13 protein-coding genes are annotated in these 17207 nt (G+C 40.0%); all 13 read right to left on the reverse strand.

The features are described 5' to 3' along the window. Positions 1–101 precede the first annotated feature (101 nt). Entirely contained in the window at positions 102–560 is a 459-nt protein-coding gene (locus AC1DO4_RS26220) for a hypothetical protein (RefSeq protein ID WP_477420723.1), read from the reverse strand. After that, complete coding sequence (locus AC1DO4_RS26225; RefSeq protein ID WP_477420724.1) at positions 561–1712, reverse strand: eCIS core domain-containing protein; 1152 nt, start codon at positions 1710–1712, stop codon at positions 561–563. A 12-nt stretch (positions 1713–1724) separates the two neighbouring features. Then, the gene (locus AC1DO4_RS26230; RefSeq protein WP_477420725.1) at positions 1725–3098 is read right to left on the reverse strand and encodes an ATP-binding protein; all 1374 of its coding nucleotides are present in this window, start codon (positions 3096–3098) and stop codon (positions 1725–1727) included. Then, positions 3092–4579 (reverse strand): contractile injection system tape measure protein, encoded by a 1488-nt coding sequence (locus tag AC1DO4_RS26235; RefSeq protein WP_477420726.1) that lies wholly within the window; start codon positions 4577–4579, stop codon positions 3092–3094. The genes AC1DO4_RS26230 and AC1DO4_RS26235 overlap by 7 nt, the downstream gene beginning before the upstream one ends. Positions 4580–4581: 2 nt before the next feature. Continuing rightward, on the reverse strand, positions 4582–7452 hold the full coding sequence (locus AC1DO4_RS26240) for a hypothetical protein (protein WP_477420727.1): 2871 nt from the start codon (positions 7450–7452) through the stop codon (positions 4582–4584). A 4-nt stretch (positions 7453–7456) separates the two neighbouring features. Then, a complete protein-coding gene (locus tag AC1DO4_RS26245) occupies positions 7457–10081 on the reverse strand; it encodes a hypothetical protein (RefSeq protein WP_477420728.1) in 2625 nt (874 codons plus the stop codon). Positions 10082–10157: 76 nt separating this feature from the next. Then, the gene (locus AC1DO4_RS26250) at positions 10158–13328 is read right to left on the reverse strand and encodes a hypothetical protein (RefSeq protein WP_477420729.1); all 3171 of its coding nucleotides are present in this window, start codon (positions 13326–13328) and stop codon (positions 10158–10160) included. Further along, positions 13325–13756 carry a GPW/gp25 family protein gene (locus tag AC1DO4_RS26255; protein WP_477420730.1) on the reverse strand — a complete coding sequence of 144 codons (432 nt, stop codon included), beginning with the start codon at positions 13754–13756 and terminating at the stop codon, positions 13325–13327. The genes AC1DO4_RS26250 and AC1DO4_RS26255 overlap by 4 nt, the downstream gene beginning before the upstream one ends. 22 nt (positions 13757–13778) lie before the next feature. Beyond that, positions 13779–14030, reverse strand: coding sequence for a hypothetical protein (locus tag AC1DO4_RS26260; RefSeq protein ID WP_477420731.1), 252 nt, complete (start codon positions 14028–14030; stop codon positions 13779–13781). Positions 14031–14033: 3 nt separating this feature from the next. Beyond that, positions 14034–15920 carry a type VI secretion system tip protein VgrG gene (gene vgrG, locus AC1DO4_RS26265; protein WP_477420732.1) on the reverse strand — a complete coding sequence of 629 codons (1887 nt, stop codon included), beginning with the start codon at positions 15918–15920 and terminating at the stop codon, positions 14034–14036. After that, complete coding sequence (locus AC1DO4_RS26270) at positions 15913–16647, reverse strand: CIS tube protein (RefSeq protein WP_477420733.1); 735 nt, start codon at positions 16645–16647, stop codon at positions 15913–15915. The genes vgrG and AC1DO4_RS26270 overlap by 8 nt, the downstream gene beginning before the upstream one ends. Beyond that, positions 16647–16805: a DUF5908 family protein gene (locus tag AC1DO4_RS26275; RefSeq protein ID WP_477420734.1), complete on the reverse strand. Its 159-nt coding sequence runs from the start codon at positions 16803–16805 to the stop codon at positions 16647–16649. The genes AC1DO4_RS26270 and AC1DO4_RS26275 overlap by 1 nt, the downstream gene beginning before the upstream one ends. Before the next feature lie 3 nt (positions 16806–16808). After that, a partial coding sequence (locus AC1DO4_RS26280; RefSeq protein ID WP_477420735.1) for a phage tail protein occupies positions 16809–17207 on the reverse strand: 399 nt, incomplete at its 5' end.

A 17207-nucleotide genomic window follows, 5' to 3' on the forward strand; every position in this document is an offset into this window, starting at 1 on the left:
GAAATTATATAACCAGGAAAAAATACAGTTTTAAAACAGTGAAGCAAGCCGGATCATAATCCCGCCGGGGCAATATAAAAGCCCCCGCCGGTTAAAACCTGTCAGATCTTCCGATACTTAAATAAGCTTTTGAAGTAGTTAAATTCATCTATCAAAGCATAGGGCTTACCCATTGAGCCCTGGTAGGTATCTTCAATATAAGGCTCACCGTCTCTCCAATTAACCGGCCAACTTAGGTTAACTTGCTTTTCTTCGTCTTCGCTGGGCCAGTTTTCCCAGCCTTTAAAAGACCTCCTTAATGAAATATCTGCGTTAACAGGTAAATCAAAAATGATTCTTAAAAGAATAAACAGCCGTGACTGCAATACATCATTATTATCCTTATGAGTAAATATGCTCCTTTCACCTTCAAAAAGGTGAATAATATCACGCGAACCCATTTTTTGTATAAGCCGGGCGCATTCAAAATATAAAGCCCAGTCTGCATTGGTAAAATTCCCGTCTTTCCAGGGCTTTAATTTACTTATGAGTTCTTTTGCCTGGCTTATTGCATTTTCCATTTATGGCTTTGAATCAACTTTATTAAAATGTTTACTTTCTTCACCGCAGCAATTCCACCATGAACTTGCCCAGCGCGAGGCTGGCCCTTCTGTTGCAGCCCCGTTAAACCACGAAGGTTCGGATTTAGTTGAGGGTAAGGCGCCGCTTGTTGGCTCTTTACCAGGCCCCCAGCTGCTACTTCCGGCCGGTGCAACATTAAAATCTCCAAGGTCTCCGGTTACAGCCTTGGTAAAAAATTTAATGGTTCCCAATGAGGTTTGTGTTCCGCTGGTATTAGGTTGCGGCGGTCTCGTACTTCCATCTGTCCAGGCATCTCTAACAGTTGTCCAGTCAAGTTTGTCACCTTTATTTATTTTCCAGGCTTCCCAAAACTCTAATTTTGGCGCCAATTCTGTATAACTAATATCCGATGGGCAATCGGCCTTAGTTTCTAATGATCTGATATGCTGAACAATGTAACCATCATCCGGTGCAGGACTGCTCAATGCAAATACCCATTGAACATCTCGTTCGCCACATGTGCCTTTGTTAAATGAATGCAGTGAAAGATCTAATTTCTGCACCCTTTGTGCGCTATCGCTCTGTTGAATAGTATGCGTTAATTCATGCGCCAGCAAATGTTTGCCGTTGTTTGAGTTTGGTTGATACTGGCCCTGATTAAAATATATATCCTTCCCTACAGTAAATGCTTTTGCATGCAGATTGTTACTAAGTTTAGCCGATTCACCATCTGAATGGATTTTCACATTATTGAAATCACGACCAAAACGTTTACTCATAAATGAATTTGTTTGCTGATCAAGAGCTACACCCTTGCCTACAGAAGATTTAATTGAATTTGAGGTTGATTCGCTTACTGCAACGCCTGCGTCTCCTTTTGCCTGGATCAGTGGTGTCACATCGCCGGCCAATGGTTTCCTTTGTAATTCTTCTTCTTTTTCACATTCAGCACATTTACGTTGAACAAACGTATTGTCGGGTGTATTCATCACGTGGTCGGCCATTGAGTCGGCTTCCTTTTCATAATGATCATCAGAACTCCCTACCGTTAGTTTAGGTTGAACAGAAAGATCATTCCCCATGGTTGCTTCCTCATTATTATATGATCCGGTGCCTGCTTGAATATCTGTATTTTTAGCTGTAGCAAACATACTTCCTCCTTTTTAAATGGTCTTTCCGTCTTTCCTGAATTCTTTTCTTATGCCTTCCAATATATCAGCCTGGCGTATCACATTTTCTCTGCGATGCAGGGCCATAAGGGATGCATATTGAACAACATTTATTATCGAGCCGCCTGCAAGCTCATATTTATCGGCAATGGTATACAAATCAATGTCATCTGATAAAGTTGTTTTATGGCTAAATGCGTTTTGCCATAGTGCAAAACGCTCATGGCTTTTAGGTACCGGGAAATAAATAACAGATTGCAGCCTGCGGCCAAAAGCTTCATCAACATTGCTGCGCATATTTGATGATAAAATTACCAGGCCGTTATAATCTTCAAGCCGCTGAAGCAGGTAGGCTATTTCCTGGTTAGCATATTTATCATGAGCGTCTGAGATGGAAGTTCTTTTGCCAAATAAGGCGTCTGCTTCATCAAAAAACAATATCCAGTTTTTATGCTCGGCCTTAACAAATATTTTTTCGAGGTTTTTTTCGGTTTCGCCAATGTATTTTGAAACAACCATTGACAGATCAACCCGGTAAACATCAACTCCTGCAAGTTTGCCAAACAACCCGGCAGTAAGCGTTTTACCTGTGCCCGGCGGGCCATGAAATAATACTTTATACCCCGGTTTTAACTGTTTTTTCATGCCCCACTCATTCATGAGTGTTTTACCGTGCTCCAGCCATATTTTTATATCGTTTAATTGCTGCATGGTATGCCTGTCGAGCACCAGGTCGTCCCAGGCAAGAGTTGTAGTGATCCTTTTGGCGGGAAAATCCATACTAAACGAGGGTTTACGAAGTGTGCCGCTGGTAAACAGATCTACATATTCGTCATTAATTAATAATTGCCCACTAAATACAGGCTCATTTGCCGGCGAAGAAGCCAGCCATAAAATATTATGAACCCTAAACAAATGATCGGTATCAAATATCTGCTGGGCTTTAAAACGTTTGCTGAGATCATTGCCGGCAAGTAAAAACAAAGCTGTTTCTCCGGTGGGTAAAAAGCCGCTGTGCGCCGTTCCTTTCAACCCGCCAAATTCTGTATTGCCGCGATCTTTAGATTGATTGCGGGTAAAAAACGCATCAAGCACTTGTGGGCAAATATGCGGCAATAAGGCAAGCATTAATACCAGCCTTTCAGAAAATGTTAGTTTATAAAAGTCAATAAATTCATTATAAACAGATTTATCGGCTGATAATTCGGGTGGAGTTATACTGTAAGCTGAATCTATTGCCGACTCTTCGCCCAAATAACTCTTCAAGCGTGCCTGAAGCACACTTTGAAACCACATGATCTCGTCAAGCAGGTCCGACGCGTTTAAATGATACGCGTCCTTTTTTAGTAAGGGAGCCTCGCCTACCATTCGCAATAAATTAAATCTTTAAGCCACGGAAGCTTTATTGTACCAATACCCCAGGGTAAACGATCAAGCAAAACATCAAAGCCACTTCGTTCAACCTGTATTAACCAATGATCGTTTTTATAGGTCACCTTTCCTTCGCGAAGTATAAATGTATTTTGTAGCGCCGTAATCCCCGGTCCTTTTAATGCCTGCCAATAGTCAATAACGGTTTGCAGCAATACTCCCGATTCTTCCTTTTCATCTTCTGTTAGTTTAATGCCGTTTGCAATGAACTCACTGGTATTCAATCCGCATAAAATTTTATTGAGCGACATTTCCCATTCTTTATATTCTTCGTCGCCGCATTGCAAATAGTAAAGCAATACAGCCGCTTTAGTTTGCGCTTCTACAGATACAAACTGGTTCTTCTCATCAACAAGCTTTAAACCATGAAAATAAGCAGGTAAAAATGGATGAAGCAAAACAAGGCCGGCGTTTTCAACATATAGCCCTTCGCTGTTAAGTTGAGTATTATTGTTTACAAGCTTTTGATTGTTCAGCCTGGTTTCGGCATCAGTTTTTAACCTTTCAGCAGGATCAGCCAGATTACTTGTTTGTATTACCGATTCATATAAAACTTTATCTGCATCAAGCGTATTAATCCTGTTTTTCATTTCATGGATGGTAACCGGGAATAAGCTCATCAATTTATTTAAAAACGTTTTAAAGAAATTGCTTTCATCAGTATGTAATAAAACAAAGCTGAGCACCTGTTCATAAAATACTTTTAAAGAGATCCTGAAAAGGGATATAAACTGTTCCTTTTGGCTAAGGAGCATATCCACATTTACTTTAACCGCAGCATTGTTAAGTAAGCCAATAATTTGACCAATGTAATTATTACAAGCTGTATCATCAAGATAATCAACCAGGCGTTTTACCAGTTGTTCAACATCTTTTGCTGATGAATTTCGTGTTTTGGATATGAGCTTAAGCAGGAGGTTGCTTTGCCCGGCAGTATCCAGCCTGGCAAGAAGTTCGGCTGGCGTTTGTCTTTGATCTTTTTTGAACCACCAGGGATAGTGCCCTTTTTCTAAAAAGAAAAATAATGCCGAACCATTTTGTTGTTTTTGATCAACATATTGTAAAGATGCTCCCGGTTCATGCGCTGCTGACCGGTTATTCCCGGCCGATTCCTGAGCTTGCATATTTTGCGGGCTGGCTTCAAATTGCTTTACCAATTCGTTAATGATTTTTTGCTCTGCTATCCTTATAAAATTGTCGTTAAATTCATTTGCCGGTATTACACCAAGATCAATTTTAAGCGAATCTATTTTCAAAATATTGCCAGAACTCATGGTTTGATGAAATACCCGCTCAAGCATTCTCAATAACTCATGGTTAGCTATTCCATTTATATACTGCCTGCAATCAAACGCAAGTTTTTCATTACAGGCTTGTATCCTGATCTTTTGTTTACAGATTATTACATCTCCGTTCACAATTATTTATTAAAGCCCCTGGTTATAACATTTGCGCGATTTGTTATCACAGCAACCTGTTTTTGTAAATTGGCATTTTGAACAAGGCTTGTACCGCTGTGTACATCGGCTAAAATGCTTTTTACTGCAACCGCGCTATTAACATCACTTGTAATTGCCGGATCATTTAGTTTTACAGTTATAGCATCCGCTGCTTTCACAAGCTCGGTTTCCTTTTCAACCCTGGTAGGATCATTAGCTGCAAGTTGTTGCACTTCAATTTGTTTTTGACGGAAGTTCTCTACTTCGGCTGTAAGATCCTGGTTGGCAAAAGTTAAGCCAGTTGTTGGGAGCGTTTTTATACTGGCATCCTTGGTAAGCACTGTTTTAAACAGCGATGAATTATCGTCCAACCGAGTGCTAAAACTGGCTATCTGCGGCGCGATGCTGTCAATTCTGGCATTTGTAACGGCCATTTTAAGATCAATTGTTGACGTTACCTTTTTAGTTACGGCATCATCAATATCTGTTTCCTTGGCATACGGAAGTATGTTAGCTTCAAAATGTTTCACATAATTTGGTTTAAATTCAAATACGTTGTCAATTGGGAATTTAGGAATAATTGGTGTACCGTCTGGTAGTGGCAAAGGCAGTGGTATGTAAACCGGTGGATTAGGCACAATATCCTTATCAATGCTGGCATATGGCAACATGAAATCAGCTATTACTATTTGGTCATCGGCCGTATATACCAATACAAAAGTCCCCCCACGTAAAACACCGCCGGCGTGTTCAAGCCCGGGATTGTCTTTCATAAAGTTACCCAGCATAAGCCCTGTTTTTTTCTTTACAAGAGAATCCTGGTAAATACCTGAAATTACATCCGTTTTCCTGATAACATCAGAATTAAGAATAAAATCATGAGGAATTGCAGTATTTGAAAAGGTATATTGTTTGGTTTGAGCTTTCACATTGGTTGCAGCAGTAATTACATTTGAAACTGCAGAACGGTAACTCAGGAGACTAAATTTGGGGTTAGCAATGTCAAGACTATTATCGAGCACACTTTGCCTTGCTGTTTTAAACTCAGTAACCGGCACGGTTTGGTCTTTAGTCTGGAGGTTATCATTTATTATATCAGCATTATCCAATCTGTCAATAAAAGTGCTCTTTATTGATTTTTCGTACATATATAAATGTGGAAAATACCAGGCTCTGGGTGGGATAGTTTCCAGCTTTTTCTCAACCTGGACAGATTGAATATTTATTGGCAAATTATTATCTAAGATCACTTTATTAAGTGCAGCTTCAACATCTGCCCGTTTAAACCCAATGTGCCCTTCAATTCTGAAGAAGTTATAGGGCAAAATATTAAACAACAGGGGGTTAAAAGTCGCTGCATCATTTGGGGCATATTGACCGGCAGAATATGAGAGTATTTTATTTTCTCTTTTCCGGTTGTTTGCCTTAAAGTTCCAGTATAGGTTTAATGGTAAATTTGCATTAAATCTATAGTAAAAAGGAATACTTCTTTTACCTAACTCGGCATCCTCATAAAGGCTTGGCGTAATTTTAAGGCCCCGATCAAGGTTTTGAAGCTCAGCAGCAGTTGGCACCTTAAAATTAGTGATCATGCTGTGTATTCGCATAAAGCAAAACCGGGTAAGCTCATCAGACTCATCGTTACTATTCAAAATTGGCGACTCATAAAAATGATGGCGGTATTCCAGATCGATCAATACCGGGTTGAACCTGCGAATGAGGCTGCCAAGGTTAAAACGTATATTGCTCAATAAACTAACCCGCGGATTCAGCAAACTATTTATTGCTATTGTCCTGGTTGTAGGCAATTCTCTTATGGGTATCCTGATGTCGGGAAAAACAACAATGGGATTCTTTACGGTTGCATCTCTGATCAAACCAAGCAATACATGTTTGGGAAACAGATCAACATCCGGAGAGATCAGCATATCGTTGGAGAAAAGGCTTTCGCGCATTTCATTGTAAGCATAGCTTATATCCCTTGCAAAATCATATACATATTGGGTTGACGTAGTTGTTGCGGCAGTAAAGTACTGATCAAGCAATGTTCCCCAGTTTGTGGTTGGGTCGCCGCTGTCAAACTCATCCTCTACAATAAGCCGGCATACCTGGTAGGCCTTTGTTAACTTATTTTTTATATCATCCTTAACCGCCAGCACATTATTAAAAGACGCATTCAGCTCGGCATAAGTATCAATTGCAGTACTTACAGTTACCCTGGGAATATTCAGATCATCAAGCGAAAAATAATCCTTATTCATAGATGGCATGCTTTGTAAAAGTGTGCGCACGTTGTTTTTATGAACAAGCAAAACCTTAAGATCCTTAACTGCAATTATACCCTTGTTATCGCAATCAGTTCCTGTGCACAGATCCGGATCGTTATCATAATCTTCCAGGTACAGTATACCTACATAATCCTTAAATGCCGTGCTGGTTGTACCCTCAAGCGTTGACAGATCTTTACCCGGTACTGAGCCAACTAACTTGCTGTTGCGAAGTTCGAACATTGGAATAGGTTTGTCATTATCCAGGTGAAAGTAAGGATACTTTGCATTTTTATCCTCGAAGGTATCATACTGATCAAACTCCTGGTCGGTTTCAAACTGTAGCAGGTCGCCATCTGTAGTAATGGCTACACCTTTTGATACCACAAGGTGCTTGTTTTCCAGCAGCCCTATCTCGAGACCCGCAATTATACCAACCCCGATTGCCTGCGTGCGGGTTAGCCGGTTTTGAACATCCAGGTAATTAAATAAATCATTTAACTGATCGGCAGTTAATACCTGGTCGTTTTCAAAAATAGTAAAGCGGGTATTGTCTTTACTGATGTTATCGAGTACGTTACCCATAATTTTATGTTTTAAGTGTTCCCAATGCGTTTTGATTCAATAAAAAAAGTGTACGCTCTTCGCTGCTTTTGCAGTCCTCCAAACGTGCAACCGGGTATACTGTTCTTAGTGCTGTAAAAATGGTAATGAACCTGTTTAATTTGATATTACCAACATCGGCGGCTATACCCGCTTTAACTTTAAGCCAGTCTTTATATGCATCCTGAAATTCAACCAATTGCTCGTTACTAACCCAGCATATTTTTACGAAAGTATGAGCGGGAGCTTCCATCCGGATAGTTTGCTCGCTAAACTGCCTGAAACCAAGATTAAGAAAACGGGGTGCATAAGCTGGTAAAACAACACTCATGCGGAATGAATACGGATCTTTATCATCGCAACTTTTACAGCTATCATCAACACAAATAGGCAAAAAGCCATCATAGGATGCTGCCGGAGGTGATGATGGCGGACTTGCAGGCGGTTGAATTTCCTGGTTAGGTAAAAGCAATAAATGTTCAATTAAAAACATTCCCTCCTCTGCCCTTGTCTTTGTTACCAACAATATCAGTTTTGCGGTATCAACGCCAGCAGCGTTAGCCGATGCATATTTTGTGATACTGACGCCTATGACTTTACCTGCATTTAAAACCTGGTATGAAAAAGTGTTATCGGCATTTTTAACAATTTTTAAGTTTGAAGGGGTATAAAGTAAGGTAAGTGCATCATCCAGGTCAAACGCAGCCTCTTCCTGTCCGGGATATTTTACAGCACCCTCCAACAGGATTTTTCCGGCACGATAATCAACAATGCGAAACCAATATTCATCATTATTAGCTGCATTAAGACCATGCTGAATAACAGTATTTAAATTCACCAGGTTGCGCCTGCTAATATTATCAAAGCCCAGCAACCGTTGCAATCTTTTCTCCAGTCCGCTTATGTTATCGGTATCCCATATTTTACCGGCATCGGTATAATCATATCCACTGAACCGTTTGGAGCTGTATTCAGGATAGTTTTTAAGAAAATCAATTTTATCCTGGATAATATCATCAGGATTTACTACTGCGGGGCTTATAACATCTTTAGGGTTTGAGGTAAAGCCCGAATACAACACATTCACATAATCAAAAAATGATTCGGCAAATCGTGAAAGCAAATGATCCAAAAATAAGTTTCTCCGTTTATAATAAGTAAGCTTATCCTCAGCAGCAGACTGAACATCCGCGCTTATTGTATTTTTATTTACAAATAAAGCATCGGCATTTTTAAAGCTTTTTACTGCTTGTGTAAAATAAGTAGCTGATTCGGGGTTTACCGAGAACAGGTTAGTTAAATGTGAAAGCTGCGACACGTAGTTTGCCAATTGCTGATCAAAAAAGTACAAATACCCCTGCAATTGTTTCGCCTGCGCTTTGCGTTCATCGGTAGCATCGCCGGGCAGCCCCCAATGGCTTATACCATAGTTTTTGGGTAAGTGATTTTGAAAAGAATAATAGTTACCGGCATCAATAAAGCTACCGCTATCAAAAGCAATATCTTCGGTTAACACCAGGTCATTGCCAACTATGTAATCGCTCATCAACTTATTAAACCTATTTTTAATAATATTCAAATCAGGCCGTAGCGGAATCCCATTTTTATAGATCAAAATATTGGAATCGAGGATATTGATTATTGGTTGTTTACCTTTTGTTACCGGGATTATCCATTTGTTTGGCAGTTCGGTTACCTGGTCTGTCGGGTTAAAAATGATATCAAGAATATTAGTTACGCCATCAACATTCAATATCTGCTGCATGATATCAGATAAATGAATTTCTGTTTTAAGGTCGGAGCTATTTAATTCCTCTTCTTTAATAAAGCCGTGCGTAAGCATTGGCCCTTCAAATATTACATCAGTTGTATAACCCTGCGCCAACAGATCTTTAAGCCAATAAAACTTTATAAAGGGCGTAAGGTATAATTGAATATTAAAAAAAAGCCGGGCAACTGCATCAAACGGATCTGCTCCGGGCTTCAGCTCCAATTCTGTACAAATACGAAATTCTTGTTTGGAGACTTCGTTTATGGCTAAAAAGTTTTCACAAAGGCTACGGTTTTGCATCAGCACCTTACCCACGTTATTCTTAATAACCTGTTTATTTACTTCGGCAACGTTGGTATCAAACTCAATAAGCACATCGTAACAGCCCTGCACGTTTACCGGCTCCCATTTTAAGCTTTTAGGTTGTGTAAATTGTAGCTTTTTAAGGCTGATATCCGCAAAAATTGGAATGATTCTTTTTTGCAACCAGGCATTTTTAACACCTACGATATCGATAAGCAATTTGCGATAATCATTAATTGTTACCGGTTTATTGGGAAATATTTTACCGGCCGAAAAGAAATGTTTGAGACTATTTGCTTTTGTATCGGCAGGCGTAGCAAGTAAATCTGGGATGCTGTTATTGGCCCTGTAGCTTAAATCGGTAATTACATAGCAAAGCAATTCAAGCGTAGTAATACCCGGATCGTGTATATTATAATCTGTCCAGATAGCGGATGCAGTTTTTTCAATATGGTCAACTCCAACCCTTCTTAATTCTTCAAAATCAAAAGCGCTGTTTTGCGGTTTTTGCGATGAAATAGTTAGTACATCACTCATGGGTTATCTTGTTGTTCAATTTAAAATGATTGAGCTGTTGCTCATTTTATAATGAAAGACGAATACAAATGCAGTATCAGTCGTTACTGATATCATGATGTGTTGCCGATACCAATATAGATGCCGGGTTTGATGCCTCGGCAACTTCAATATTATGGCCAAACGCCTGTTTATCCGGTGAATATTTGTACAGCGAAAAGGCGGTCAGGTAATCTATATATTCCAGATCTTCTAAAAATTTAATGATCATCGACTTGGTTACCTTGCCGCCAAAATGGAGGTCGTTACCAGCGTCAGATATCCAGGGTGATAAAAAGCCCTGAATTTTTTGATCGATTATTTTTTCGTAATAATTAAACTCATATCCTTTTTTCAGTTTAACCTTTACAGATACTTTCACGGGTTCATACAAAGGATTAATTACCTGAAATTGGGCCCAGGCAGATGAATGCCGCGTTAGAAATGTATAAATCTGATCGAGGGTGTTTTTATCAACCTTAGGTTTAAAGGGATCAACCGCGTTGCGATTTGTTAAATTGGGCACCACAATCATCAGGATATTACCTGGTGCATAAAAAGAAGTAGTTGTGGCATGATTAATACACTTAACCTTGTGCACCATAGGAAAATGATTTAGGATCATCCTTTCATAATCCCATATGGCTACACTCCTTTCTTTATGCCTTAACCGTTCACTTACTCTAATGTAATAAGCCTGGTCGTCCTCCATTAAGCGGCCCCCGAAAGATGCGTATGGCTGTGTTACTTTTTTGATACCGCCGTTATCATTTTTAAGCTTTGTTATGCTATTAGGCGGCATAGCATTCACCAGGTGCGATGGATCATTATCCTGGTTGTTAAAGGATGCGATGGCTGCATTTGATTGTATATCGAGCAGGTTACAAACCCCGTCACTATCATTTTTTATGGCAGCCTTAAACCATAATAAACCATCTGCTAAAATAGTGTTGGAGGTAGTTGCTTCAGGAGGGACAACTATTTTTATTACGCCACTTGTTAATAAACCATTTGTTGTATCAAAAATAAAATCCTCGTTGCTTAGGGTTTTCCAGTAATTATCGCAAAGTACGCTCCACGTAATATCAACTTTGGGTTTATCCGGGTTGGCGCTACCTTCGGCTACCTGGAAAAGCATACATACAGAATCTTCGGCATAAAGGCCGCTTAAGCCTATTTGCAATGTCCCCTCGTCAATATATTCAGGCACCAGTTTTACAAGTGCATTGTTTAAAAAACTATGTTTACTGCGTGTATAGGCATGTTCACGCATTTGCCCGAACGCTCCGTATTGAAAAAATTCAATTTCTTCATTTACATAATCATTCAGCGTGGTTCCGCTAAAATTAATTTTGGCTGTAGTTGCTGTATAATTTAGGGTTATGGATTGTATTTCGGGAGCAAAAGGTTCTGCTGGAAGTTTTAACGTACCCCCGTCCCTGCTGTATCTTAAAATTTCTGCTGTGTATTTTTCACGGTAATCTTTAAACAGGAAACTATGATCTAAACGGAGCTGTAATTGTCCCTTGCGGATATCTTTATACACGTCAAGAAGCAACTGAAGAACGGGTTTATACAACTGGAGCGTTAAAGATGATTTGGCCTTTACAAAATTGGTTTTAGCTTGCAGGTTTGAAAACCCAGGTACCAGGTATGACATTTTATTGGTTACCGTTTGCTGTATTGACTGCCCTGGATTTATATAATAAGGCGTTACAAACTGCGGCAAAATATATAGCGGAAACAAAACGGGAAATGCAGGATTGGTAAACTTCCAGGTTGTTGCCGCCTGTGCGTTGGAGGTATTAAAAAGCTGAACAGATTTATATTGCTCCTGCCATGAAAAACCATCTTTAAAGGCTGCTATTGCGTTAAAATCGCCATTGCCGTTATTTGACTGGTTATAATTAGCATAATACGATGCCAGGTTTGAATCCGGAATATTTTTCCAGTTCACATCAAGCGAAAATTCTTTCAATCGTTTTGAAAAAGTTTCCTGGTGACCGATATAAAAGTTTGAATTTTTATCAGATAGAGGCCCAAATGGAGTAAATGGCTTTTTGGCATTCAACGTTCCAAAATCATTTTCAAGGTTGAGCGAAGAAATGCCGGTTACATTAACTTCTATTGTCGAATCAACAAGTTCGGCATTAATAAGATTATGGTACCCAAAATCATATTTATCGGTATTAACAAGCACCTGCAGTATTGGATGAATTGTATCAAAATTGCTGCCATGTGTTGCCTTATTATAGGCAATTACAGCGGGTTCATCTTTACTTACATTAAAAGTAAATTTAACGCTGAACAATTGGTTATCTGCCGAAGTTATAGTAGCCGACGAAAGCTTAGGTCCTATCCATCCTTTTTCGCCTGTTATACTTATGTTAAAAAGATTGGCTGTTAACACTGCGTTTTTAGCAGAAACATCCAGGTTTCTTACAGTTAGGTTTACCGAAATATTACGGTTACCCTCTTTCATCATTAAAATATCACTTGCCAGGCAAAACCCAACCTGTGCCACCGGAAAATCTGAACTTCCAAAACCATTCCATTTAGGGTTTGATGGATCCAAAACCGCGCCAAGGCCATCTTTTGAATTGGCTATGGGTGCATGATGCAAGTAATTTTTATTTACCGGGTTTACATAAAGGGACTTTAACTGCGCCACTTTTGATTCATTAACTACAATATCATGTGTTAAGATATAGTTAAGATCTTTTTTAGTAGCATCCTTGCCTGCCAATAAGGCTGTGTTTGTTGTAAGCAAGGTATCTTCAGTATTTTTTTTGAGCTCAAAAATAACATGCGCCTTATCCGGCACGGGTGCGTTTTTACCCAGCTTTAAAACTTCCTGGTAATAAAAATCAAGATGGCGCCTGGTGAGTGTATTCATTAGCGCTTTGGGCTGCTCCATCAGCTCAAAAAAGCTATCCAACAAAGCAATATGAGGAGGCAGGGAAGCATTTGCCGCCAAGTCATTCATTTCGTCAATACTTTTATCAAAAAAATTATCCCAGGTACCATTTTCAATCAACTTTTGGTTAGCGGGATTCAGATCGTAAAACTTGATCAGCTTTGCTACTTTTTGAATGTATTTATACAGATCCTCCTTACTTCGCTGATCAACCGGCACAAGGGCCGGATCCAGCAATTGGGGCATACGCTGTTGCTGAGTTTGCCCATCGCGTTTCAGAATCACTTTGTAGTCAATGGCTTTATTACTCATGCCGATTTGTTATTAGCCTCGTTTAAATAAAACGGATATACCAGGTTGAACCGGGTATTTGTATTGATCACTTCGTAATCAACCAGTATATCAATTCTCCCTTCTGATAAAAAATCATCCAGCAACTCAATCGTTAGTAGTTTTATCCTGGGTTCAAAAATCAATACCGCGTTTTTTACCGTTACTTTAATAGCAGTTTCTGTTGACGCATTCATGGCTTCAAACACATAGTCATCCAGGTTGCAGCCATATAAAGGTTGAAGGAAACGTTCGCCTATGGTGGTCGAAAGCAATATTTCTAAACTCTTATTAATGTCCGCCTCATCGGCGGTCATTAACACCTGGCTGGTTATTTTTGAAAAAGTTGGAGGAAAACTCCATCCCCTACCTAAAAATGACTGTTCAGAAACATTGTTAAGCTTATCCATTTTCAAGAGATTTTATTACTGGTCAGGAAATCTCAACGGTGCCATCGTAAAGCGTTCCGTCGTTGAAAGTTGTTTTAACTTTAAAAGCCTCGGGGTGTGCCTTAAGGTGATTGATCACACCTTCGGCCACGGCTACAAATAAAAGCTGCATCTGTTTACTTGGCGGCGGGGCCGCACTTCCCATTACCTCGGGGTAATGATTGTTAAATGCAGTTTGTATAGCCTCGGCCATACTGCCCGAAAAATCTGATGGTGTGCCTGCTTTAAGCGCCATATTTTAACCTGTTTTTACTTTAACCGATAATAAAGACGGAGTTGGTGGCGGCATTGGCGGCACAGGTGGTGCAGGAGTTACCGGTAATGCCCCCAAAGCAAGCTCGCCGGGATGCATATGGGTTTGATAAATGTTAACTATCTGGTTAAGATAAGTAAGCAATTCATCTCCAAAAACCAGCGGATGCGCTGCACCATCAACCAATTCTATCTGCGGCGCATCAACTATTACTTTGGTATTCCCCTTTACTGTAATAAGTCCGCCATTTACATCAATAACTATTTGGTTGCTATTTGAATCTTTAATAGTAATGGCCGATGGCTCGGTTGTTATGATATGGCCATTCTGGTCCTCCAGTCTTATTCCCTTTTTATCATCGCTGATGATCACTTTGTTTTCTCCGGGGGTTTCAATAACAACCTCCTTTATTTCGTCGTCAAAGGTTAGTTTCAGTTTTTCCCTGGAAGTATATCCCTTTTTAAAATTATCATTGGTAGGACTTATAGGCGGCACCTTATTTGAGCTGTGCAGCATACCCAAAATTACGGGCTGACGTGGATCGTCATATAAAAAGCCTAAAAGTACTTCGTCATCAACCTCTGGTCTAAAAAACATTCCACGTTCATTACCGGCATCGGTAAGGGCTATTCTTGCCCATACACCATCATCATCGGCATTTATATACGGCATTTTCACTCTTACCCTTTGTTCACCATCCGGGTCTTCATTATCTGTTACAATGCCGGTATGCAGCCCCACAACCCCCGGCAGTAAACCACCTGCTTTGGGAGCGGTAACTGTATTTTCTTCTATAAACCAATCTGGCGTGTGGCCAAACTGCGCCTGCGTTTTCCACCCGGAAACAGTTGAATAATCCTGCCTGACACCACTAACAAAAGCTTTTCCGTTAAATCTATCGCCAAGGCCGTGCAGCTCAATAACATCGCCGGGATTTATGGTGGCAATACCATCAAACTTAACCCTGCCCCTTATTTTTGACAGGCGCGATTTTAATAATTGCGCATCGGCCCAGGCCTGGCGCTCTTCTGAGGTAATTGAACCCGAATGATTTAAAACAAAATCATCGGGACCGGCAACCGTGGCAAGGTCATTAACAGAAAGTGTTCCTTCTTCTTCCAGGTCAGCAGGGTCATTAGCATCCGATTCGGCATTTGCCTGGTTAGCCATATCCCATGAAACACTTTTTACCGCTGTAAACTGGTTTCTGCTATCCATTTCTGCATCAAGTTCCATAACGGTTGCACCATGCAGTAATGAAAGTGTGGCGTCTCCGGAAACGGTTGGTTTTTTTGCAACTATTTTTTCATCATTTGTAATTATAACATTGCCTGTAGCCTCGGCCCTGCTCAATATAAAATCCCAATCGGTGCTGTTATACTGAACCATTTCCTTATGAGTTACATCGGTTGATTCAATTTCCAGATCTGAAGACGAAAAGCCGTCACTTTCTAAAACCTGGCTGATGATATCAGCGTCGGTAAGATCATGAAAATATGTACTTTTACGCCCTATAGTTGTTTTTACGGCCTTATGTTTACATTCAATTATCAGGTTTGGCGATACCGATTCTCTTATTTTGATGGATTGTTTAATGATAATTCCTTTAAATATGCTAAAGCTATTATCCGGATCGCCGGCGGTTATCTCCATCTCGTTGCCTGGAGTAAAAAGGTCCCCATCGGTAAGCGGAAACTCGCCATTTGAAGCCTCACCATCCTGGATTACAATTGTTGCAGATGATATTTTATTTACCATCTTCATTACGTTAACCGAAAGTTTAGGCACTGACCGGGGAATTTCGGTGCCGTTGATTAATATTTTAAATTCGGCTACCGTGTTAACCGCAGGAATAATTCTTTCTTCAGGCATTGCTGGTTGGCTTTACATTTTTATCGAAAGGGGGAAAAATCAATTTTTGTCCGGGCTGCAGGTCCCTGAAGTTTTTAAGATTATTTACCCTGGCAACTTCAAGATAATATTTAAAATCGCCGTAAATTTTTTGTACCATGGCCGGTAAGGTGTCTCCTTCTTTAACTATGCGAATATGTGTTAGGTCTGGTGATGAATTTCTTTCTTCTGCCTGTCTTACCGCGGCCGGAAGCTTTTCGGCAAATGTTGCATTAATGATAACACGCAATGGCGTGCCATCGTTTTTAAACATTTTATATTGTATGGAGGTGGTTTTAAGCTCACAATCAAACTCATACTGATTGGTGCGTAACCATGTAAGGTGGCCCCATGTTATCCTAAGGAAACAGGTACGGTGCTTTTTACCATCATAACCTACCGCCTCATAAAACTCTTTAATTTTAGCCGGAACATCTAATTTTACACCATTGGCATTTGTACCATCAAGAAAAAACTTTAAAGCTACTTCTAATGGCCTGGTACCAAGAAAGCCCCCGGCGCTTCCGTTAGCACCAGCTGCATTGTTACTTTCTGTTATAACCGTGTAGTTAAGTGTAAACTCATCCGGATTAATAAAAGCAGTAAACTTTTTCTCGGCAGGGCCATTTCTGTTAATATCGGTCCATGATTCAATTTTGAGCTTTTGAGCTTCTTTACCTGGCAATAAGCCACTGAGTATATCCAGCATCAGCGTTCATTTTTTTTATCAAGAATTTCCATAACCTGCTCAATACATTCTTTAATGATCTCTTGTTTTAAAGAGCCATCAACAGATCCGGTGCTGCCTGCTGAATTACTATCAGAAACAGTTACAGAAATTTCGATTTCGTTAATTATAATTGGCATAATTTAAAAGCTTACAGAACCTGATACCGCGCCCGCAACAGCCCCCACGGCCCCTGCAACAAGATCATCAAGGCCCATTGGTTTAAAGTACTGATAGGTAAGTTCGAGCGTTTCAATTACCAGGGTATTCTGTTCGGCATTGAATTCAGAAATATCAATCTTTGTAGGATATGCATTAAAAACATGCCACACGTTTAATGGGATATGACTATCATTCAGCAGACTTATCAGTACATTTTTAGGATCAAATTCAAAGTTTTCGATACTGTTGCGGGCCCAATGGCTAACAAAAGACCCCAGGAACAGCCCTCGTTTTAAAACCAGCTTATTAAACTGCGGCACACCGGGAAACTGATGTTTAAACCGATTTTCGCCACCTTCGGCAATAGTTTCGGTTGGGAT

The organism is Mucilaginibacter sp. P5_A6, assembly GCF_056400585.1.